The following is a 22,515-nucleotide window of genomic DNA, read 5'->3' as shown; positions in this document are numbered from 1 at the left end:
TCATGGCCGAACAGCAAAAGACCGCCTCAGTCGCCGCGGAGGCCGAAGCCATAAACCTCGATGAATTCAGCGGACTCCTCGAAAAAGATTTCAAGGTCAAGAAGGACGACAGCGAGAAGCTGCAACAGCTCGTGCGCAATCTCGCGCTCGCGGCGCAGTCCCGTTCCGACACCACGACCATCTCTTCCAATGCCATCAAATCGATCAAGTCGCTGATCGCCGGCATTGACAAGATGCTGACGACACAGGTCAACGAAATCCTGCACGCGCCGGAAGTGCGTGAGATGGAAGGCACATGGCGAGGGCTGTGGTATCTCGTCAACAACACCGAGACGGATCAGAAGCTGAAGATCCGGGTGATGAACATCTCCAAAGAGCAGCTGGCCGATACGCTTGAAGACTATGAAGGTCAGATGTGGGACCAGAGCCCGATCTTCAAGAAAGTCTACACAGACGAGTATTCGATGCTTGGCGGCGAACCAATCGGCTGCGTGATCGGCGCCTACGAGTTCTCCAATCACCCACGTGACGTCGGCCTGCTGCGCAACATCTCCGGCATCTGCGCTTCCGCGCATACGCCGTTTATCGCGGCCGCTTCGCCGCGCCTATTTCGCATGGACAGCTGGCAGGAACTGCCGAACCCGCAAGACCTGCAGCAGATCGTCTCCAACCCCGCCTATGCCTCGTGGCAGTCGTTGCGCGAGAGTGAGGACGCTCGCTACATCGGCCTGACCATGCCCCGCGTCCTGGCGCGGCTGCCCTACGGCACCGATACCGTTCCGGTGAAGGGTTTCACCTTCGAGGAAGAGGTGGAGGGCGATCACAACAAATATGTCTGGATGAACGCCGCCTTCCCGATGGGCGTCAACATCAACCGCAGTCACAAGCTTTTCGGCTGGGGCACGCAGATCCGCGGCGTCGAGAATGGTGGCACGGTGCTCAACCTGCCGGTGCATAGCTTCCCGACCGATGATGGCTCGATCGCGATGAAATGTCCCACGGAAGTCGCCATCGACGACCGGCGCGAGGCGGAACTGGCCAAGCTTGGCTTGATGCCCATCCTGCACCGGAAGAATACCGATCTCGCGGCCTTCATCGGAGCACACTCGCTGCAGGACGACGAAACGCGGGCGGGGCGGCTGGTCGACCCCGATGCACAGTCGAACGAGCGGCTGAGCGCCAACCTGCCCTACCTGTTCCCGGTCTCGCGCTTTGCGCACTACCTCAAGGCGATCGCGCGCGACAAGGTCGGCTCGTTCAAGGAGCGCGCCGACATGCAGATCTGGTTGACCGAGTGGATCAATCGATACGTGCTGGCCAACCCGGCCTTTGCCGACGACAAGGCGCGCGCCAAGCGCCCGCTTGCCGCCGCCGAGGTCCAGGTGGACAGCGTGGAGGGGCGGCCGGGCTATTATAATGCCCGCTTCTATCTGCGCCCGCATTACCAGCTGGAGGGCATCAATGCGTCGCTCCGACTGGTCTCGGAACTACCGTCCGTTAAGACTTGATCGCAGCAACGACAACCTGGTTTTTTGAAAGCGGTGGAGAAACACAATGCCGACTACGAAGATTGATGGCTTCCTGAAGGTTCCCGATATCAAAGGCCCCAGCACCCGCGACGGCCACGATGACGAGATTGAAATCCATGGCGTCGACTACAAGATGGTCGCACCTTATGATCCCAATTCGCTGTCACGCCGTGGCCGCGTCTCCATGGGGATGATCAAATTCACCAAGCACTACGACAAATCATCGCCCTATCTGAAAAAGGCTTTGTTCGAAAACAAGGCCCTTGATGAGGTGGTGTTCTCGGCCCGCCGGACCATCGATGGCGAGACCAAGGATTACCTGGTCGTTACCCTCACCGACGCCTCGATCATGGAATACGACATGTCGCAGGCCGAGGATGAGGAAGACCTGATCCAGGAAGAGGTCAGCTTCGCCTACAAGAAGATCAAATTCGTCTATGACGGCAATGATGAAGCCGAAATGGATGTCTATGTCGGCAAGTGAGGTTCGGCGACCCGGCGCGGGCATGCAGCAGACCACTGGCAGCTTGCGGGCGAAAAGCGAAGCCGTCCAGCCGTCGCTTTGGGATCGTCTCGTCAATGATCTGCCGGGCCTGACCTCGGAAATAGACGGGCTGCGCCATGTCCTGCTCGACGAGCTTGGCGCGGACCGTCTCGACACACTCGTTGCCGGCAGCACGCGTGCCATCGACGCCGATGTGGTACTGACACCGGATCAGAAACGCCGTCTGCATCGGTTGGCCGTTCAGACCCAGCACCGCGTCGAAATCGAAAGCCGTGGCGTGGTGGTATCGGCGCGCGTGCTCAGGGAAGCGGTACGGCGTGACATCGAGGCGCTCTTCAACACAGAGCGCTTCGAGGCGACGCCGCTTCTTTCCGACCTGGAAAATGAACAGGTTGCGGACAATCCCCCTTCGCTTGCCGATTTCCCGGAGGTCCGCCGCAGCGTGGTCAATTACGGCGTGCCCTCCTTCTCGGGCCGCTCGTCGCGCGACTTCGATCGCGAGGTGTTGGCACGTGAGATCCGCATGGTGCTCGCGACCTTCGAGCCCCGCCTGAAGGAAAGCGCAACAAAGGTAACGGTCACGCTTGGCGACAACACCGTCGGCCTGAAGATCGAGATAGACGCCGTTCTGATCATGACCCCGACTCCCGAACGCATGCGCCTGCGCACCACGATCAATCTCGACAACGGTTTGGCGCGGACCGAAATTGGGGAGGCCTGAGATGGATCGGGTCTTCGTCGAATATTACGAGGAGGAACTGAGCCATATCCGCGCTCTTGCATCGGAATTCGCAGACATGCATCCGGCGGTGGCGCGCAACCTTTCCCTCGATACGGTGCCGTGTCCGGACCCATATGTCGAGCGCCTGCTCGATGGCGTAGCCTTCCTGGCCGCGCGCACCCGGCTAAAGGTCGATGCCGAGCGCTCGCGATTTTCCCGCAGTGTGCTCGACGTTCTCTATCCCGATCTGGTCACGCCGGCGCCGGCAACGGCGATGGCGGTGCTGAAACCCGGCCAGCAGGTCCAGACCATGCTGGCCGGCCACGTCGTCAAGCGCAACACACGGCTGGTTTCCAGCCTGCAGCCAGGCCTGTCAACGCGCTGCATTTTCTCAACCGCCCAGGAAATGACTCTATGGCCGATCGCGGTCACTTCGGTCAGCTTTTTTCAGGACCGCAGTGCGATGGCGATGGCTGGCATAGGACCGATCGGCGGTGTCAGCGGCGAGTCGGCGCTCCGCCTCACGCTGGCCAGGACCGGAAAAGGCAAGCTCGACGAACTGGCTCTCGACCGGCTTGACCTCTATTTTGCCGGACGCACCAAGGCGCCGCTACTGTTCGATGCGATTTTCGGCGCCTGCGCGGCCACAGCAGCGCGACCGGAAGGCAAGACCAACCCGCTGTCGCCGTTGCCGGCACCCGAGATGATCGGCATCAGCGACGACGAGGCCTTGATGCCGCGCACCCGCCCGACATTCGAAGGATACCGGTTGCTGCGCGAATACTTCATGATGCCCGAGCGTTTTCACTATGCACGGGTTTTGGGATTGCAGCCTGTCGTGCGCCAATGCGCGGCCGGACTCGAGATCATTTTCCTGTTCAAACGCACGGTTCCCGAGCTGGCCGATCTGACGCCGGCGGACTTCGAACTTTTCGCGACACCGATCATCAATCTGTTCGAACGCGAGTGCAACGTCGTCGAAGTCGATGAACGCAAGACGCGCCAGGTGTTGCATGCGGACCGGACGCGGGCGCGTGACTTCGAAATCTACCGGGTCATCCGCGTCGAGGACGCCGACACGGAAGGCAACGACGCCGAAATCCCCGAGCTCTTCAGCCTGGGTCAGAACCGCGGTAGTGGTTGGGTCTATTCGACCGAAAGGCGCCCTCGCCGCGCGATGGAGGAGGAGCGCCGCGAAGGCCTGACGCGAACGTCCTATACCGGGGATGACGTTTTCCTGGCCGTGTCCCGGCCGCTCGTAAGGCCGGCGACCCGGCCGCTGAAGCGGCTCGACGTGATGGCGCTTTGCACCAATCGTGATCTGCCGATCCTCGATGACAATCCGACGTTGACGTTAGAGGCCGGCGACCCGGTCGAAACCGTGAGGCTTCTTGGCGCCTTGCGTGCGCCGCAGCCAGCCATTCCTGCGGCACTGCCTGCTGGGGCCGACGGGGAATCGCGGGCCGATGATCTCGCCTGGCGGCTGGTGGCGCAGCTCGCGCTCAACTTTCTCAGTCTTGCCAAAGAAGGCCGCGGCATCGATCCCCTGCATGCGCTACTCGACCTTTATGCCGATCGCGGCGATCCAAGCCTTGCCCGAAATGTGCATTCGATCGTGCGTATCGACTCGCAGCCGGTCATCGAACGTCTGCAAATCGATGGACCGATGTGCTTTGGACGCGGTACCGAAGTCACGTTGCATGTTGATCAATCGGTCCTGGCCGGCCAAAGTACCTTGCTGCTTTCGGCCTTGCTGGCGCGGTTGTTTGCTCGTCACGCCGGGATAAACGGCTTCGTGCGAACTCGCACGCGGCTGCTGCAGAAGCAGGAGGATGTGCCATGGCCGATGACGCCCGGCAATCGCTACCTGATCTAGACAAGCCCGGCCCGAACAGGGCCGAAGGTCTGTCCGAGACGTTCGACTTTTTCGAACTGCTGCGCCGCCTCGAACAACGGAACGGTCTGTTCGGCCATTCCGGCCGTCCCGACCGTGAGCCGGCACGGCTCGGCCAGCATGTGCGCCTCGCCTTTTCCGCACGGGACCTGGTTGTGTTCCGCGAAGCCCGCGATGCGGCACCGGCCCGGGTCACGGTGGCAAATTTTGGTCTGCTGGGACCCGAGGGTCCAATGCCGCTGCATCTGACGCGCTGGGTGCTCGACCGGCTCTCGCAACGCTGGTTCGCCGGCGCCGAGGCACAACTGACCAGCGACACGACGTTCGTCGACTTCGTCAACATTCTGCAGCACCGTATGATCGCCCTCTACTATCGGGCCTGGGCGGATGCGCACCCGGCCGTGCAGGCCGAACGCGCGGTCGGCGGGCGCGTTCGCGCCATGCTTGAAGCCATGGCCGGGATCGGACTTCCCGGCACGCAGGACCCCAATCTCGATACGGTGAAGCTTCGCCAGGCGGCTTCGCTGGCCAATCAGGTCGACGGCCCGGAACGGCTGACGCTGTTCCTGGCGGAAGCGTTCAAGGCGCCGGTACAGATCAAGGAGTTCATCTCCGCCTGGATAACAGTACCAACCGGTCTCCAGACCCGTCTTGCAAAGGCCTTTGCAGGGCTCGGCAAGGGCGCGACGATCGGCCCACGCGTTTTCAGCCGCCAAAGCAGGATCGAACTGCGTGTCGGCCCGCTGGGGTATGAGGAGTTCAAGGCGTTCCTGCCTGGCGGCGAGCGGCTCAAGCTGTTCAAGCAGGCCGTTCGCGACATGGTCGGGGAGTCGCTCGACGTCGATCTGCGCATCGTGCTTGCGCGTGAAGCCGTACCGCCGCCCCAAATCGGAGCGGTTCGGCTCGGGCGGACCGCCTGGCTTGCGCGACCCATCGAAAGGGGCGATGCTGACGACATGCGGCTGCGGACAATCGTCGGATGGCGGCCGGAAATGACGGGGGTCGCGGCATGAGCCTGCTGCTGACACTGGAGCAAGGGCCACGCACCCAGGCGGTGCGGCAGGCCCGGCTTGACGAGGGTGAGCTGGTGATCGGCCGCAGCGCGGACGCGGGTTGGCAGATCAACGATCCCGACATGTTCGTTTCAAGGGCACATTGCAAGATCTCTGGCGGGCGAGATGGATATTTCGTCACCGACACGTCGAGCAGCGGATTGTTCATAAACGACTCCGACAGCCCGCTCGGTGCCGGCAAGTCGACGCGCCTTCAAAGTGGCATGCGGCTGAGATTGGGCGACTACGTCGTCCATGTCGACCTGCAAACGCCAGCCACTCAAGCACCAGCGGCCGGCCAGCCGGTTTCGGAACGCGCGCCGCCAGCATCCCGGGCCCCGGTGAGCATCGGTCGCGATGACTTCTTTTCCGCCAAGGTCGAAGAAGAGCCGCGACGGCCACGTCCGGCCGATCTGCCGAACCCTTTCGAGCAGCCGGTTGCGGGTGCATTCGAACGTGCCAACTCCGACCAGCGCCACTCGGCCGCTTTCGATGACCCGTTCAGCCTCGATCCGGTTTCGACGCCGGTGTCGAAAAATCCCGCCCCTTATCGCGAACCGGGCGGCGCGGCGAGCCAAGCGGACCCGTTCAGCCTCGACGCGGTACCGTCCCCCGACCGCGCAGCCCAAGCTGCCCGTGACAAGCCGTCCGGAACCCATGATGACTTTGCTTTCGGACCAGCCGCCACGCTCAGTTCGGCGAACGGCGCCAGTTCGATCGAACAGCGCGAGCGCATCGCCCAGCGATCCCAATCAGCCAATCCCTGGGATTTGCCGGTGCAGCCCGCAGCTACCCCTGCATCACCACGTGTGGGTGCTGCTCCCAAAGGCGCCCCGGCGCTGGCTGCGGCGCGGCCGGAGGAGATGGCGCTTCGCGCCGCATTCCTGCATGGCATGGGTGTCGAGGAAGCCGATTTCCCCGGACGCGACTGCATCGCGGAAATGGAGAAGTTCGGTCGCGAATACCGGATGATGATGGAAGGCCTGATGCAGCTTCTGCGCAAGCGGGCCGAGGAAAAGGGAAACGCGCGCGTCGCGCAGACCATGGTCGGGGCCTCCGAAGTCAATCCGCTCAAGTTCCTGCCGACCGTCGACGACGCCATCATAACGCTTATCGCTGAGCGCAGCCCAGGATTTCTCGGCGGTGAAGCGGCAATCACCGATGCGGTGCGCGATCTCGCGCAACATCACGTACGCGCCTGGCGAGGCATACAGACCGCCATGCGGCGGATGATCGACCGTTTTGACCCGGTAGTGATCGAGGAAGAGCTGAAATCGAATTCCGCGATCGGAACCCTTCTCTCTGGGGGGCGGGGCGCCAAGCTGTGGGAACTTTACCAGAAGCGCCATCGTGAAATCGCCGAGAGTGCTGAAAAGAGCTTCCTTGGCGAAATCGGCGCTGATTTTCGAGATGCATATGAGGAGGAGTGAGAGATGATTGATCGACGTGAATTTGTTGTTGCCTTGGGCGCGACAGGGTTGCTTGCGGCTTGCCAGAGTGGTCCGCCGAAACCATCGGTGATCACCGTCAACGTAACCGGCGGTGCTGGCATGAACCCGGGACCAGGCGGCGGCGACCGGCCGGTAACGATCCTGGTGATGCGGCTGAAAAGCACCGGCAAATTCAATTCCGCCGACTATTTCGCGCTGCAGGGGGATACCGGCACGGCGCTGGCGGGCGATCTCATCGGATCCGACCAGATTTCCGTCGGGCCGGGAAAATCCGCATCCAAAACCATCACGGTCGAGCCGGACGCGACGGCGCTGGGCTTTGTTGCTCTGATCCGCGAGCCCGGCGGCCGGAACTGGCGGACAACCAAGTCGGTGTCGTCGGGATCGAAATTCACGATCAACGTCACGCTTGGCAGCGGCGGCATTTCCGCCTAGCGGCAAAGGGCAAGGGGAGCTCGATGCAGAGAGTAGCGGCATGAGCAATGCAAACAGGGTGCTATGGTCCGAAGGGCTTTTCCTGCGGACCCAGCATTTCCAGCAGCAGGATCGCTTTTTCGAGGCGACGGTGCGCGGCGCGTTGCAGGCCGGGCAATTGCATACGTTCGGTTTCCAACAGCTGACGCTGGACCAGGCGTTGCTGGAAGCCGGCCAGATCTCGATCCTGTCCGCGCGGGGCATCTTTCCGGATGGGACACCTTTTTCCATCCCGGACATGATGGACGCGCCGCGACCGCTGCCGGTCACCCCTGACACGGGCGCCGGACCGGTGCTGATCGCCTTGCCGCTGGAGCCTCCGGGCGGTGTCGGCTTCGATCCGGCACACGCTGCCGCCTCGGGTGCGCGATATCATGGGCGGATCGTTTCGGTGCGTGACGCCGTCCAGGGCGGTTCAGACCCTGAAGAAATCGAAATTGCCCGGCCGCAGGCGCTGCTGCTCGCACCCGGCAAGTCGGTCGGTGGCTACACGGCCTTGCCGATCGCCGACCTCAAGGGGATTCGAGCCGATGGCGGCGTCTCCCTGGACGAGACCTTCCTGCCACCGACCTTGGTTACGGGCGCCGTGGCCTGGTACCGGCAATTGCTGCTGGAAGTTGTCACCGGCCTCGACCAGATCGCCGAGGCGCATGGCAAGATGGTCATGGGCGGACCTGGGCGCAGCGTCGAAGATTTGCTGATGCTCAATCTCGCCAATGCGGCACGTCCGCGGCTGGCCCACATGCTGGCTCAGGATGTGTTCCATCCAGCCGAGCTTTACCTGGAACTTGCCGGTCTCGCCGGTTCGATGGCGACCTACGGATCGAGCGCGCGGCGGCTGGGCGAGTTGCCCGCCTACGATCACATGGCGCCTGGCCCCGCCTATTCGGCGCTGGCGGATGCGCTGCGCTCGCTCATCCTCAGCCTGCGTTACATCGAGCCCAAATCGCGTGCGCTGCCTGTCATGCGGCATTCGACCAATGTCTGGAAGATCCGCATCGACAATCCGAAGCTGCTGGTGGCCAGCCGGATCGTCATCCGGGTCGGTTCGGAGTTGTCGGAAGACGCGCTGCGCAAGATATTCGTCAATCAGGCAACCGTCGGCTCGGCCGACCAGTTCGAGGGCCTGTGGAAATCGCGCTTGCCCGGCATTCCGCTGAAACCGCTTCATTCCCAGCCGCGCGAGATTCCTTACGATGGCGATCGGTTATGCCTGGAACTGGACCAGAAAAGTGAGCACTGGGCGTCGCTGCTCGACGCTCCCGGCTTCGTCATCGGCGTTTCGGGCGTGTTGCCAAGCGAGCCGCAGGTGGACTGCTATTCGGTGAACAGGTGAGATCATGAGCCGCGATGATCCGTTCGGACTGTCGGAGGATCGCGAACGCACCCGCATTCGATTGACCGGCGCGCCGATGCCGCGGCCGATGGCGCCACCTTTGCCGAGCGCGTCGGTAAAGCGCTCCCGCACCCATCCGAACGCACTCGTCAACGCATTTGCGCCCTTGCTCGAATTCGGTCCCGAGCTTGAAAGTGCGCTGCCGCCGGACAATCCGGAAGCATTGCGTACCCGATTGCTCGAAGAACTGGTCCGGGCACGCGACACGGCTATGTCGGTCGGATCCTCAATGGAGCGCGCCGACCAGGCGGCCTGGGTGGTGGCGGCGTTGCTCGACGATCTGGCCCTGAACACGCCATGGGGCGGTGCCAGCGCCTGGCCGCGGCAGCCGCTTGTGGTCATGCTGCGCGGCGATGTCGATGCCGGCACGCAGTTCTTCACCCGTCTCGACGAACTCGAGCGCCATCCCAACCGTGATCGCGAATTGCTGGAACTGCAGTATCAATGCATGGCGCTTGGCTTTCGTGGCAAATATCGCGTGTCGGCCCGATCCGGCGACCGCTCGCTCAATGCCGTTCGCGTGGCGGCGGCACGCTTCCTACGCGATGCCGACGCCGAAGGCGCGCCACTGTCGCCAAACTGGAAAGGCGTGATCGCATCTGACGAGCCGCAGCGCTTCATCGTTCCGATCTGGGTCATGGCGCTCGGTGCGGCGGTTGCAGCCATGACAATCCATGTCGGGCTCTCGATGGCACTGAGCAGCCAGGCGGTCGAGCTCTCCGCACTTGTTCGCGCGCTGCCGCCGCCCGCGCGCGGCGACATCACCCGCACGTCGCCCAAAGTCGATGCCCCGCCGCCGGAGAAGGTGGATTTTGCGCTGTTGCCGGAATTTCAGGCCGGGGCGCCCGCCGACCTCAGATCCGCCCTCAGCGGCACCGAAAGCGTTTCGCTGGCCAAGCTGACGATCCAGGCCTCCAATCCCGAACTGTTCCAGTCGTCACGGCCACAACTGACCGAAGGCTTCGAGCCCCTGATCGGGTCGCTCGCCAAGGTGATCCTCGCCAACCAGGAGCTGATCGGAAACATCACCGTCGTCGGTCATACCGACAGCGTTCCCCTGCAAAAGACCAATCCGCTGTCGACCAACCAGCGACTGTCGGAGGCTCGCGCCCAGACGATTGCCGACATGCTGGTCCAGAACGGAGTGCCGCGGGATCGCGTCCATTCCGAGGGCCGCGCGGCCACCGATCCAGTCGCCACCGACAGCACGCGCGAGGGGCGGGCCTTGAACCGCCGCGTCGAGGTGCTTGTCGAAAAGAGGCTGTGAGATGTTCATCCTGCGCTTCCTTTGGGCTGTCCTGACATCACGCTGGCTATGGACGCTGATCGGCCTCACGCTGCTTTCCCTGGTCATCTGGGTGTTCGGTCCGATCGTCAGGGTCGGTCCCTATGAACCGTTCGCCTCTGATAACGTGCGCATCGTCATCATTGCGCTGCTGGTCATCTTCTGGCTGACCTGGCTGATCGTCGCCCAGCGCCGGGCGATCCGCGCCAACCGCATGTTCGTCGCCGAGATTGCCGCGCCGGTGGTGGAAAAGCCGCTCAGACCCGGCGAAGAGAATGTCGCGGCCGTCGGTGCCAAGTTCGCCGAGGTGATGGCCGAACTGAAGCGCCGCAAGCTGGGCGGACGAAAGTTTCTGCGCGAAATGCCATGGTATGTGATCGTCGGGCCGCCGGCCACCGGCAAGACCACGGCCTTGCGGCAGTCCGGGCTGAATTTTCCGATCGACCTCACCGAGGACCTGCAGGGGGTCGGCGGCACGCGCAACTGCGACTGGTTCTTTTCCGAACATGCGGTTCTGATCGACACCGCCGGCCGTTATGTCCAGCAGGAGAGCCAGCCCGATGTGGACGCGGTTGAATGGCTGGGCTTCCTCGACCTGTTGAAAAAGCACCGCGGACGCCGCGCGCTGAATGGCGTAATCGTCGCGCTTTCGATCGACGTGCTTTGGGAGGGCGATGAAGCCATCAAGGCGCACGGCCGCAAGATCCGCCGCCGGTTGGCCGAACTCAACGACCGGCTCGAAATCCGCCTTCCGGTCTATCTGATGCTGAACAAGGCCGATCTGATCAAGGGTTTCGAGGCTTTCTTCGGCGGCTTGTCCACGGCTTCGCGCGAGCAGGTATGGGGGACCACCTTCGCGCTGGAAGCGCGTGTCGATGCGAAGACCATTGAACGGGAAATTTCCGCGCTGGCGACGGAACTTGAGCGGAGGCTGGTGCCGCGGCTGGAAGATGAGGACAAACTCGCCGCCCGTGCCGAGATTTTCCGCTTTCCCGCCCAACTGGCAAGCCTGTCCGAACCGATACAGGTGCTGGTCGAGGCAATGTTCGGCGAAAGCCGGTATGAAGAGGTCGCGTGGTTGCGCGGGCTCTATCTGACATCGGCGACGCAGGAAGGAGCGCCCATCGACCGGCTGACCGCGGCGCTGTCTTCGTCCTTCGGCCTGCCGCCGCGACGGGCGCTGCCCGCACCAAGGGTCGAAAAACGCAGCTTCTTCCTGAAGAACCTGCTGACCGAAGTCATCTTCAAGGAAGCGGGCCTCGGCACGTTCGATCCGCTGGCGCAACGGCGCCGCGCCTGGATCTGGCGGGGTGCGGCAGCCGCTTGCGCGGCGGCGGCATTGTTGGCCGGCGGGTTGTTCACCTGGTCCTATTTTGACAACCGCAACGCGATAACGGCCCAGGCAGGCCAGTTCGAAGCGCTGCAGACGCCGCTGACCTCCATCGCTGCAACGCCGGCATCGGTGGAGCAGCCCGCCATGGACGGCGCGCTCGGTGCGATGGACGCGGTCGCAACCGCCCGGACAGCACCGCCTGGCGCCGCCCAGGATCTACTGGGACCATCGGCCTCCGCGGAAATGGTGCGGGCGCAGACCGACACGTACGATCATGCCCTGCGCAATATTCTTGAGCCACGCATGATCGCCTTGCTCGAGGCGACGATGTGGCGGCAGATCCGCGACCCGGATTTCATGCTCGGAGCGCTGAAAACCTATCGCATGATGACGGGCCTGTCTCAGATGGATCCCGATTACGCCCAAGACTGGTGGGCGAACAGCTTGCCCGAATTCGCGGCCGCGGCACCATTTCCGACCGCCGATGCCGAAGAGCATCAGCTTGCCGCCATCCGCCGGATGACGGTCGACGAGAGCTATGTCGCGCCCGACCAGGCCCTGGTTGCCGAAGCGCTGAAAACGGTGTGTACCATTTCGTTGCCGGCGCGCGCCTACAAACAGTTGCTGGCCGATCCGGCAGTGGCCGGGCTCAAGGAGTGGATCCCGGCGAATTTCGCCGGCCCCAACGGCAGCAAGGTGTTCGCGCGGCGTTCCGCCAAGACGCTTCGCGTCGGCATTTCCGGAGCATTCACCTATGCCGGCTTTCACGACGTCATTCTCGATCGCATCGACGATGTCGCCGCACAGGCGGCGCTCGATCGTGCCGTTTTCGCTGGCGGCTGCTCAGAGAACTCCGAAACCTCGGTCTCGGCGCTGTCCGAGGATATTCTGAAGCTCTACTATGACGACTATATCGCGCAATGGGACAGCTTCCTGCGCGACATGAGGCTCGCGCCATTGACCGATCTCATCGTCGCCAGTGAGAACCTCAAGGATCTTTCGAGCGCCGATTCCGCGCTGAAGCGCCTGCTGACGGCAGTGGTGCAAGAGACGGAGCTCACCCGTTCGGATGACGCGCCCGCCGGAGATGACAAGGCGGCAGCCAAAGGCGGCTCGAAACTGCTCGGCAAACTGGGCAAGCTTGGCAAGATAGTGAAAACAGGGGCAAAACTGTTGCCACGGGCGGGTTCGGCCAGCGAGGTGGACCTGACCGGCAATCTTGTGGCCGAACATTTCAAACCACTCAAGAGCACCATTGCCGAGGTCGATGGCCAGCCGCCGGCACTGGATGCCGCGGTCGTCGCGCTGACCGCGCTATCCAACGTGCTGCAGACGGTCACCGCGAACCCCAATCCGCAGGATGCTATCAAGAAGCAGGGCGGCCTTGCCGAACTGACGGGAGCGGTCGCCCGGCAGGCACAGATCCTGCCCGACCCTATCAGCATTTGGCTGGGCGGGATTGCCGGCGACACCAGCAATTTGACTCAGAAGGCGGTCACTTCGGAGCTCAATGCCATCTGGCGGGCCGATATCCTGCCTTTCTGCCAGGCGGCGCTGAACGACCGCTATCCGTTCAGCGCCGAGAGCGCGGTGGACGTGAACGTACGGGATTTCGCCCGCCTCTTTGGGCCGGCCGGGCTGATCGACGGTTTCATCAACGACCATCTGATCAACTATGTCGACATGACCAGCCAGCCATGGAAATGGCGCGCCGATTTCGGCCTTGACGGTTCGGCCTTGGCGGCGTTCGAGCAGGCCAGGCACATCCGCGACGATCTATTTGCGGGCGGCAGCGGACCCGTGATGAGCTTCACGCTTGAACCGAAGGACCTGTCTCCCAACGTCACGCGCGTCACGCTCAATCTCGATGGCCAGAGCCTCGTCTACTACAACAACGCAACGCGGCCGCAACCCATGACATGGCCCGGCAAGGACGGCACGGGCGTCATCTCGCTCGCCTTCCAGCCGATCGACGGATCGCCTGAAATAATGCTCAACGAAACCGGCAGCTGGGCGTGGCTGAGGATGCTCCGCAGTGGCCGCTTCGCCAGCACTTCGCTGACCGACGTCTACAGCCTGCGTCTGGGCACGAAAGGCATGTACGCCGATTTCGAGCTCAAGGCCGCCAGCGTCGAAAATCCGTACAACCTCGAAATGTTCAAGAAGTTCACATGTCCGCCGCAGATATGAATGTGCCCGGTTTTTACGGAAAAATGCCCGCCACCGGCGATTTCGTGACGAGGCGGCTGCCGGGCGACTTTGTGCGCGCTTGGGACCGCTGGCTGGCGCAGCATCTCGTCCCGCTGATGGGCTCGAAAGCCTGGGACGAACGAATCCCACTACGTTTCATCTCAGGGCCTGCGGCATTCGGAAACGCGGCGGGGGTAATCTTGCCCTCGGCCGACCGGGTTGGACGGCGCTTTCCTCTTAGCATCGTCGCGATGATGTCCTCTGCGGACGAGACGATGACGCGTAGGGCCGACTGGTTCCGCGACATGGAAGCGCTTTGTTTTGAAACCCAGGAGACCGGGCTGACGCCGGACGCGCTCGACCAGGCGCTGCTGGTTTTTCCCTTCCCTGATCGCGACGAACGCGGGGAAGCGATCGACGGCATGGTCGTGTGGACCGCAACCTCCGACCTTTACGACGTCGATCCGGAGGAACCCACCAAAATCCTCGAATCTCTCCTTGCCGTCAGTGGGGAGATCTGTTGACCGATGTGGAATCTCTGGAACGAGACGCCATTTGCGGCCCAGGAAGCTTGGACCCGCGACGAACACGGCCACGAATGGTGGCTGATCGCGATCAAAGCATCGTTCGAACTTGACCTCGACGGTAAGCAGCAGCTTCTGAAGGATCAGGTTCCTGTTAATATGGCCCCTATCCACAGCGCTGACGCCCTGGAATTACTTGATGACGACGATCTCGTCATTGAAAAGAAGCACACCGATGTCCTTGTAGAAGGCCACGTATATGCGCCTGATCAGCGACCGAATATCGAGTCGATGGCGCGTATCAAGATAGGCAACGTGTTGGACAAGAGCGTGCGTGCGATTGGCGACCGTATTTTTATGCCGGGGCCGGTACTGGTGCGTATGAGCCGACCCGAGCCTTTCATTCGGATTCCGATTTCTTGGCGGAGAACTTTTGGCGGCACGGACACTCAGGCCTCCACGCCCGATTGGGACCGACGAAACCCCGTAGGAACCGGCTTCGCCGTCGATGCACGACATTTGATCGGCAGGACCGGCCCCAACTTCGAGTATCCTGACGCACCCTATCGCGATCACCAAAGCGGCCGGCCAGCAGGTTTCGGTCCAGTGGCGCGGCACTGGATGCCGCGCGCCAAATATGCGGGCACCTATGGCGATGAATGGCAAAAGAGGCGTGATCCGCTGCTGCCCTTGGATTTCAGCCGAACATACTACCAGTGCGCGCCGGAAGATCAGCAAACCAGGACGCCACTTGTCGGCTATGAAACCGTGCGGCTGGGCAATTTCACTGGCGACGGGTTTTTCCAGTTCGTACTGCCTCGTATCGGCTTCGACATACATACGGAGTTCAACAACCGACCCTCCCGGCAGCATGAGGAGCCGACGATCCATACGCTACGGATCAAACCAGACAAGCGTCAGTTCTCCATTACATGGATGACCACGCTGTATGTTCCTTATGACGAGGAGCGGCTGAAGAGCACCACCATAAGCCTACGTCGTCAGACTGTTTCGGCGGCCGCCACGCGCATGGGTATCTGGACGGAGGAATTCGTCGATGGCTAGAGACGACGCCATCGTCATCGTCGGCATCGGCGCGCGAACGCCGTTGGGATTCGACGCTGCTTCCAGTGCGGCCGCGGTTCGCGCTGGCATTTCCGCAATCCAGCAACATCCCACGATGGTCGACCGCTTCGGCGAGCAAATGAAGGTCACCCGCGACATGGGTATTGACCTTCATATGCGGGGTCCCGATCGCGCTGTCGCAATCGCTTTCGATCCGGCCGTGCAGGCATTGCGGCCGATGCTTGGCGCCCTCGGAAACGCACCGGTGTCGTTAATCGTGGCGACAGGCGAACCCAGGCCTGGCCAGGATGGCGAATTCGCAGTCCAAGTGCATGCTCAACTTCGCAGTGGTCTGTCACAATACGCCGTGTTCCAGGGCGGCGGATCCATTGCTGGAGGCCATGCCGGCGGTATGATCGCCATGCTGCAAGCGTCAAAAAGCCTGCGCGAGGGCAGCGTAACGTTCTGCCTGGCTGGCGGCGTCGATACCTATCTGCAGACCGAGACACTCGTGTGGTTGGACGAAAATGAACAACTGCATTCAGAGGGCAACATCTATGGGTTCTGCCCTGGAGAGGCGGCGGGATTTTGCCTGATGACAACTCTGCGAACCGCCCGGAAATATGCTATCCCGCCACGGCTCCAACTGATCGGCATCGAAGGCGCGCACGAGGAAAAACGCATCCGAACCGAGACCGTCGTTCTTGGCGAAGGACTTGGTGCTGCGTTCCGTAACTTGTTCGAAAAGGCCGTAACAGATCCAGTCGATCGGATAATCTGCGACATGAACGGCGAACGCTATCGAGCCAACGAGTACGGCTTCGCAACCATCCGCAATCCCGGTCGGTTCAGGGATGCGGCCGATTTCGAGACCCCTGCCGATTGCTGGGGCGATGTGGGTGCGGCGAGCGGACCTTTGTTTGTCAGCCTTGTGGCGGAAGCCGAAGCCCGCAATTATCAGACCGGACCCCTGTCCCTGATCTGGACCAGTTCCGAGAACGGCGTTCGCGCAGCCGCACTACTCGGCGGCAGGCGAAAGGCTGCCTGATGCCGACGCATATCACCGTCAATGGCCTCGGCTTAACCCACAAATCGTCCACCGGATTCTCCAAGGCGACAATCCCCGACGTTTGCAAGACTCCGAGCCCGGGCGGCCCCATTCCCTTGCCTTATCCCAACTTCGCAATGAGCAGCACATTGCAGAATGGCACGACAACCGTCTTCGCTAAGGGCGGCGCCATGATTGCTAACAAAGGCTCGCAATACGGGATGAGTACGGGTGACGAACCCGGAACGGTTGGCGGCGTCAAATCCAATACGTTCAAACAGGCAACAGATTGGATACTCTACTCGTTCGACGTCAAGATGGATGGCAAGAACGCCTGCCGCCACACCGACAAGAAATATCACAACAACAAAAATACGGTCGACCTGCAGGGGAATGCAAATCCAGCCCCGCTGCCTACGGTCGTTTTCGATTCGGCAACCTTTCCTAACAAGGTAGCCAACATGAAGAAGCGGATGCCCGCTTCCGGCAAGAAGAAGCTGACGCGCCAGACAAGCCGAAGCGCCATCCGCAAGAACCGGCGAGCCGCGCTCAAAGGCGAGAAAAAGGGCAAGAAAAAGACGTCGCTCGACGAGTTTCCCTTCGCCTCTTCGACCCAGGGTGGAAAACCTCCGGGTAAGCCGAAAGCCGCCGTCGCGGCGATTCCGGTGTCGGAGCAGAACGCCCAAGGCGGCAAACTTTCGTCGTTTTATCAGAACAACAATATTGGCAACGGCGATTCATATTGGGTGGAAGTCATCTAGAGTCAGGCTCCTGCAATGATCGAAGAACTGGACCGGATCGTTCAATTTCTGACGCGTCTCGGACGCGTAACGCCAACTCTGCTCCAGCCCGGGCTGTCCACCATGGACATCCGTGCCTGGGAGGCACGGTTGCCTTTCCCGCTTCCGTTGGAGTTGGAGCAACTATATCGCTGGCGCGACGGAACCAGGGTGAACGAAGGCGAGCAGTTGGACACCGTTTACTTTTTCCCCGGCTTCTACCTGCTGTCGCTCGAAGAAGCTGTCGAAATATTCATGGAACGAAGGGACGCACCGCAGTGGCGCAAAGGGTGGTTTCCGGTGTTTGCTGACGGAGGCGGGGATTTCTACCTCGCCTCATGCGGCCATGAGAAGAAGGAAACCGCAGAGATAATCGGCTTCATTCATGGGGAGCCCCAGCAGCCTGTGGAGTATGAGAGCCTTACGGCAATGATCAAAACGATTGACGCGTGTTACGCTGAAGGCGCTTTTTTTGTCGACGAAGACAACACTCTTGAAATCGATGACGAACTTCATCGCGACATCGCTCACAGGTTTAACCCGGAGATTCCCGAATGGCAAAACTAACGCAGCTTGAGGCGGCACAAAAGAAGGCTCTGGGTGGGGACATCGAAGAAGCGGAACAGGCGTTCGCCGACCTGGTGAAGAAGGGTACGGCCCGGGCCGCAGCGGCTCTCGCGGAGATCTCGGCGTACCGCGGTCAATGGCACGAAGTGCTCGGACATGTCGAGACGTCCGTCGCCGCACTAGACCAATTCGAGACGTTCGACGTCCAGATTGATCAGATCACGCTTTGCTCGCTAGCGGCACGCCAAACCGAAAGCTGGGATCGAGCCGCAAAGACAGCGGAGATCGGCCGCCGCAGTTTGGGAAAGAAGGGCGATCCCGATCTTCTGAAGATACTCGCAAGGCTGGCTGCGTTCGCCGCATCACACGGTTCGGAGGATTTTCGCTTACCGCAGGGTGTGCAGCTTGGTGGCGCAGTTCGCTTTGCTGAGGCGGTGGCGAAGGTTGAAGGCAGCAAGAAAAAGTTTTCGGATCCGCAGACACGGGCCGATCATATGATCGGACTGGCGCGTGTCTATGAGTATCATGAGGGTGCGGTGCAGATGTTTGAAAAAGACAACACCCTGCCCGGTATTTTCGACAACGTGGTGTTCCTCGCCGCCGCGCTGGCCAAAGCCGGGCGCTCAGACGATGCATGGGCGGTCATAAGGGGCGGAATCAGCGATTGGTGGCCGGTGGAGGAAACCCAGATTGCGCCGGTTGTGCTTCTAACAGACGCGTCATTGGCACCGATCATGACCGCGGTGCGCTGCGCCGAAATTCTCGATACCCCACGGGGATCCTGATCGATCGGCTCGTGGCTCGAGTCGCGGTCTCGGCGCGTTTCTTGATTATTTTTGGAGCACACTGTTGCTCCACATCCTAACGTTCTCTGCCACAGGCACCTTCATCGCAAAATCGCCGAAGTGATCCTCAAAGTCAGGCCCAAGCGTGGTCGGATCGAGCGTAAACAACCCGTCGATGCCGCGTGCTTCCGGGAAGGTCTCGAGCAGCGCGCCGCCAGCGGCCGCAGCGAGCGCTGGAATGCGCATCTGCTGCACCAGCCAAGGCAGGATCGAACGATCGCCCAGCATGCCGGCGCCACGCACGGCTAGCGACGCCGTGTCGGGCGACTTGAGCAAGCCACCCATGAAGGCGCGGACGTCGTCCTGTGGCCCTGCCTTGATCAAGGCTCGCAAAGCCGTCGGTGCATTTGGCCCATTGGTGGCCGCAACCTTTCGCAACTCCGCCCTCGCCAAATCCCCGCGGTCAAGTTCGTTCAGTGTCCAGGCTGCCCATAGCCGCACGCTTCCGTCGTCGGCATCTAGCGCGCCAGCAACTTCGTGCACCAGATCGAGGCGTTGCAGTACCCCCGCCAAATGCAGGCTGTTTGCCCGCACGCGGACGTCAGGATCGCGCATCAGATTCGTCAACAGAGCTTTTGGGTCGACCCCATGTTCGCGGCAGGCCGCGACAGCGAGATAGCGTAGGAACGCGTCTTGCGCGCTGATCCAACGCCGTACCAAGGGACTAATCGTTTCGGCCTTATGCCATGCCAGTGCTCCGACCAGGCCCCGCGCATCGTCATCCGAAGCACGGCCAAGTTCAACGGCTTGTCGGATCTTGTTATCGCTACCCTGCTCAATTGCCAACCATGTGAAAAGGAACAACTCCCCCTTTTCGGGGAAGTCCTCATAGGCAGCCTCGATGAACGGCCATGCGGCTACCCCGGCAATACGCAAGCCGTCAAGGTTTGCCTCAAGCCGCCTGCCGACGCCGTCGACCACGTTTCCCTCAGGTGGGTCCTCGGCGGCCAACGTGTCGCGCTGCGCCCACAAGAAAGCCGCCAGCTCGGCGTGCTGACGCACAATGTCCTTGACGATGCGATGTTCAACGGTACCGTCCGATTGTTGGCCGTAGCTCCCCGCGACCATCATCAATTTAAGTCGATCGAACCGCCGCGAATACGGTTGGCGGCACTGGCGTGGCTGGTAACGAAAGTACCTCTGATGGTGATGCGACCGTCTTTCTCCATCAGGATCGTTGCCTTGCCGCAGCGTAATTCGATCCGTTCTTCGGCGTGAATCCGCACGCGGTCTCCATCGCGAATAACTGCAGGTGCCGCATGCTTGCGCACCAGTTCCACGATGCGCCCGACGATGAGCGGCCGCCGCGCATCTCCGTCCTCGAACAACAAGGCGATCTCCTGGCCGATCATATCGGATGACAGTTCGGCAAGGCTGCGCGCCGCTAGTGCGGTTTCTTTCGAATTGCCCGGAAATACTACCAGAGGACCGTCTTCGCCGAAACCGAGAAACTGGCCAATTACGACGCCATCGACGCGATCACGAACCTTTTCCATGCTCTAGTTCTCCCCTATTTTCGAACCCTTCATCGTGATGTCGCTAGAAGCCTTGATGCTGATCTTTCCTGACCCTTTGACCGAAATGTCCTTGCCCTCGATCGCGATCGTGCCGTCTTTCTTCATCATGATCTTGGCCGAGCCGGTTGTGATGAGAATTTCGTCACCGGCGTCGATGACCAGCTTCTTGCCGATTTTGATCGTGCCATTGCCGGTGACAGAAATGGCACTGTCTTTGCCGACCGAGAGGGAATGCGCGCCGGCCACCGATGTCGAATCGTCCTTGCCTACCGAAGCGGTGCGTCCTCCGCCGACCGTCGAACCTTGATCCTTCGCGATGCTCTCGGTGTGGCCGCCGCCTATGGACACGCTCTGATCGGAAGCAATCGTCCAGCTGTCGCTCGCACCTATGCTGTGGTCCTGCGCTGCCCCAACCGTCACGGACCGTGTCGCGCCGATCGTGTTGGTCTGCGGCCCGCCGACGCTTCTGGTCTCCGATGCTCCGACCGTATCGACACGCGCAGCGCCAACGCTCACCGTCTGCACAATCCCCACCGTCTGCGTGTGATTGGCGTCGATGTTCTCCGTCGAGTTCGACACGACATGGATGGTCTCGTTGGCCATGACCGTCAGCGAGCGGTTGGCGCCCACTGTCTCGGTGTCGTTCGAGCCGATGTTGGTGGTCTGGTCGACGCCGATCTTGACCGTCTTGTTGTTACCGACGTCCTCATCGAGGTTGTGGCCGACGGAATGCTTGGCGTCGTGGTCGATGCGGTCGGACTGGTCGTGCTGCACCAGCTTGGTGCGGTCGTGCTTGACCAGAAGGATGTGGTCCTTCTGCGCCTGGAAATTGACCAGTTCGGAGCCGGCCTTGTCCTCGAACATCAGCTCGTTGTAGCCGCCACCGCCTTTGGAGGAGTCGGACTTCCAGCCCGATTGCGTGGCGCTGCCCGGCAGCCCGTAGGGCGGCATCTGGGAGGCGTTGTAGACCCTGCCGGTAATGATCGGCAGGTCCGGGTCGCCTTCGATGAAGTCGACGATCACCTCCTGGCCGATGCGCGGGATCTGGATGAAGCCCCAGCCGCTGCCGGCCCAGGTCTGCGACACCCGCACGAAACAGGAGCTGTTCTGGTCCTTCTTGCCCAGACGGTCCCAATGAAACTGCACCTTCACCCGCGCATATTTGTCGGTAAATATTTCCTCGCCGGACGGGCCGACCACCGTCGCCGTCTGGGGGCCACGCATGATCGGCCGTGGCGTGATCCGCGGCGGACGATAGGGCAAGGCTGTCGGCGCCAGGCCGAGGATCACCTTGAAATTCTCGCTGTTGACGTCAGCATGGGCTCTGTAACCTGGATCAAACAGTCTGTATTCGGCGCTGACCACCAGATACTCCTGGTTCTGGTCCTCACGCGGAAAGCTATCCAGCTTGAACGTGCAGCCCGAATAGAGGCCGCGCACGGTGCCGACAGCGGCGATGCGCTGGTGGACGGCCTGGATTTCCTCACGCCGGATCGCGGCCAGGCTGTCTCCCCGGCCCGTTTCGAGATGCGCGCCGGGCTGGCGGTAGTTCTCACCCGCTGCCTCCTTGTGGCTGAACGGCTGGGCCGACTTGGCCATGAGATCGGCGCCCGGCTTCGTGAAATCATAGTCAGTGTGGGCATAGGCGCCTGGGCGCACCGAACTGCCCGGTATCCATTCAGTGATGTATTCGACATCGCGCCGCGAACCCTGACCTTCAAAGTTATAGAGCACTTTCTCGTAGCCCGGCGCAGGCTTCAGCTTGCTCATCGCATCGGCCAGGACAAGCGTGTGCTTGCCGTCATCATGCTCGAAGAAATACAGGATGCCTTCATGCTCCAGCAGCCGCTGCACGAAATCCAGATCGGGTTCGTCGTACTGCACGCAATATTCGCGCGGGGGATAGGACCCTTGCAGGCGCAGATCGAATTCCGCGATACCGTATTTCTTGAAGATGTCCTTGACGATGTCGAGGACGCTCTTGTTCTGGAAAATACGGCAATCGGTGGTGTTGCCGAGAAACCAGAGCCACGGCCTGATGACCGCCTCATAGTAGGCCAGCCGATCTTCCAGCCGGGTGAGCCGGAACTCGGAGACGATGCCGCTGAACCAGCGTTTCGGATCAGATTCAGCTTCGATCGAGAGCGGCCCGCCCAGCATCTTCAACGGATCGATATCGGAGTCGGTGCTCACGAATCCGACCGTATAGGCAAAACAACGGCTGATCTCATCGCGTCCGACAAGATGCGTGAAGGTCAACAGCTCGGAGCCAACCGGTGTCCGGACAACGGTGGCACGTTCATTGGGCATGGGTCGAGCCCCCTCCTGGACGCGGCCGCC

The 22,515-nt window shown here is 61.5% G+C and carries 19 protein-coding genes; 16 read left to right on the top strand and 3 right to left on the bottom strand.

Annotated features, from left to right (window positions below):
* Nucleotides 1-2 precede the first annotated feature (2 nt).
* The 16 genes from tssC to MESCI_RS31710 are packed head-to-tail and all read left to right on the top strand — an operon-like array spanning nucleotide 3 to nucleotide 18,598.
* Nucleotides 3-1,508 (top strand): type VI secretion system contractile sheath large subunit, encoded by a 1,506-nt coding sequence (gene tssC / locus MESCI_RS31785; RefSeq protein ID WP_024504477.1) that lies wholly within the window; start codon nucleotides 3-5, stop codon nucleotides 1,506-1,508.
* Nucleotides 1,509-1,554: 46 nt separating this feature from the next.
* Nucleotides 1,555-2,013 (top strand): Hcp family type VI secretion system effector, encoded by a 459-nt coding sequence (locus MESCI_RS31780; RefSeq protein ID WP_013525307.1) that lies wholly within the window; start codon nucleotides 1,555-1,557, stop codon nucleotides 2,011-2,013.
* Complete coding sequence (gene tssE / locus MESCI_RS31775; RefSeq protein ID WP_013525306.1) at nucleotides 2,000-2,755, top strand: type VI secretion system baseplate subunit TssE; 756 nt, start codon at nucleotides 2,000-2,002, stop codon at nucleotides 2,753-2,755. Before MESCI_RS31780 ends, tssE begins: the two co-directional genes overlap by 14 nt.
* Before the next feature lies 1 nt (nucleotide 2,756).
* The gene (gene tssF, locus MESCI_RS31770) at nucleotides 2,757-4,631 is read left to right on the top strand and encodes a type VI secretion system baseplate subunit TssF (protein WP_013525305.1); all 1,875 of its coding nucleotides are present in this window, start codon (nucleotides 2,757-2,759) and stop codon (nucleotides 4,629-4,631) included.
* Nucleotides 4,595-5,662 carry a type VI secretion system baseplate subunit TssG gene (gene tssG / locus MESCI_RS31765; RefSeq protein WP_013525304.1) on the top strand — a complete coding sequence of 356 codons (1,068 nt, stop codon included), beginning with the start codon at nucleotides 4,595-4,597 and terminating at the stop codon, nucleotides 5,660-5,662. The genes tssF and tssG overlap by 37 nt, the downstream gene beginning before the upstream one ends.
* Nucleotides 5,659-7,131, top strand: a complete 1,473-nt coding sequence (gene tagH / locus MESCI_RS31760) for a type VI secretion system-associated FHA domain protein TagH (protein WP_013525303.1) — start codon at nucleotides 5,659-5,661, stop codon at nucleotides 7,129-7,131. The genes tssG and tagH overlap by 4 nt, the downstream gene beginning before the upstream one ends.
* A gap of 3 nt (nucleotides 7,132-7,134) precedes the next feature.
* A complete protein-coding gene (tssJ, locus tag MESCI_RS31755; RefSeq protein WP_013525302.1) occupies nucleotides 7,135-7,587 on the top strand; it encodes a type VI secretion system lipoprotein TssJ in 453 nt (150 codons plus the stop codon).
* Nucleotides 7,588-7,627: 40 nt separating this feature from the next.
* Entirely contained in the window at nucleotides 7,628-8,962 is a 1,335-nt protein-coding gene (gene tssK, locus MESCI_RS31750; RefSeq protein WP_013525301.1) for a type VI secretion system baseplate subunit TssK, read from the top strand.
* Between the two features lie 4 nt (nucleotides 8,963-8,966).
* Nucleotides 8,967-10,289 (top strand): type IVB secretion system protein IcmH/DotU, encoded by a 1,323-nt coding sequence (gene icmH, locus MESCI_RS31745; RefSeq protein WP_013525300.1) that lies wholly within the window; start codon nucleotides 8,967-8,969, stop codon nucleotides 10,287-10,289.
* Nucleotide 10,290: 1 nt separating this feature from the next.
* Entirely contained in the window at nucleotides 10,291-13,830 is a 3,540-nt protein-coding gene (tssM, locus tag MESCI_RS31740; RefSeq protein ID WP_013525299.1) for a type VI secretion system membrane subunit TssM, read from the top strand.
* The gene (tagF, locus tag MESCI_RS31735) at nucleotides 13,812-14,354 is read left to right on the top strand and encodes a type VI secretion system-associated protein TagF (RefSeq protein ID WP_024504484.1); all 543 of its coding nucleotides are present in this window, start codon (nucleotides 13,812-13,814) and stop codon (nucleotides 14,352-14,354) included. The genes tssM and tagF overlap by 19 nt, the downstream gene beginning before the upstream one ends.
* A gap of 3 nt (nucleotides 14,355-14,357) precedes the next feature.
* On the top strand, nucleotides 14,358-15,419 hold the full coding sequence (locus MESCI_RS31730; RefSeq protein ID WP_013525297.1) for a DUF2169 family type VI secretion system accessory protein: 1,062 nt from the start codon (nucleotides 14,358-14,360) through the stop codon (nucleotides 15,417-15,419).
* Complete coding sequence (locus MESCI_RS31725) at nucleotides 15,412-16,467, top strand: beta-ketoacyl synthase N-terminal-like domain-containing protein (RefSeq protein WP_013525296.1); 1,056 nt, start codon at nucleotides 15,412-15,414, stop codon at nucleotides 16,465-16,467. The genes MESCI_RS31730 and MESCI_RS31725 overlap by 8 nt, the downstream gene beginning before the upstream one ends.
* Nucleotides 16,467-17,228: a PAAR-like domain-containing protein gene (locus MESCI_RS31720; RefSeq protein ID WP_013525295.1), complete on the top strand. Its 762-nt coding sequence runs from the start codon at nucleotides 16,467-16,469 to the stop codon at nucleotides 17,226-17,228. Before MESCI_RS31725 ends, MESCI_RS31720 begins: the two co-directional genes overlap by 1 nt.
* Nucleotides 17,229-17,243: 15 nt before the next feature.
* Nucleotides 17,244-17,813 carry an SMI1/KNR4 family protein gene (locus MESCI_RS31715; protein WP_013525294.1) on the top strand — a complete coding sequence of 190 codons (570 nt, stop codon included), beginning with the start codon at nucleotides 17,244-17,246 and terminating at the stop codon, nucleotides 17,811-17,813.
* Nucleotides 17,801-18,598 carry a hypothetical protein gene (locus MESCI_RS31710; protein ID WP_013525293.1) on the top strand — a complete coding sequence of 266 codons (798 nt, stop codon included), beginning with the start codon at nucleotides 17,801-17,803 and terminating at the stop codon, nucleotides 18,596-18,598. Before MESCI_RS31715 ends, MESCI_RS31710 begins: the two co-directional genes overlap by 13 nt.
* A gap of 45 nt (nucleotides 18,599-18,643) precedes the next feature.
* Here MESCI_RS31710 and MESCI_RS31705 read toward each other — a convergent pair whose 3' ends face one another.
* The 3 genes from MESCI_RS31705 to MESCI_RS31695 are packed head-to-tail and all read right to left on the bottom strand — an operon-like array spanning nucleotide 18,644 to nucleotide 22,485.
* A complete protein-coding gene (locus tag MESCI_RS31705) occupies nucleotides 18,644-19,729 on the bottom strand; it encodes a hypothetical protein (protein WP_013525292.1) in 1,086 nt (361 codons plus the stop codon).
* Nucleotides 19,729-20,154 carry a DUF6484 domain-containing protein gene (locus tag MESCI_RS31700; RefSeq protein WP_013525291.1) on the bottom strand — a complete coding sequence of 142 codons (426 nt, stop codon included), beginning with the start codon at nucleotides 20,152-20,154 and terminating at the stop codon, nucleotides 19,729-19,731. The genes MESCI_RS31705 and MESCI_RS31700 overlap by 1 nt, the downstream gene beginning before the upstream one ends.
* 3 nt (nucleotides 20,155-20,157) lie before the next feature.
* Nucleotides 20,158-22,485 carry a type VI secretion system Vgr family protein gene (locus tag MESCI_RS31695; protein ID WP_013525290.1) on the bottom strand — a complete coding sequence of 776 codons (2,328 nt, stop codon included), beginning with the start codon at nucleotides 22,483-22,485 and terminating at the stop codon, nucleotides 20,158-20,160.
* Nucleotides 22,486-22,515 lie beyond the last annotated feature (30 nt).

The sequence above is a fragment of the Mesorhizobium ciceri biovar biserrulae WSM1271 genome (assembly GCF_000185905.1).
GTDB classification, from domain to species: domain Bacteria; phylum Pseudomonadota; class Alphaproteobacteria; order Rhizobiales; family Rhizobiaceae; genus Mesorhizobium; species Mesorhizobium ciceri.
The sequence above is the reverse complement of the archived record's forward strand: the minus strand, read 5'-3'. Positions and strand labels throughout refer to the sequence as shown.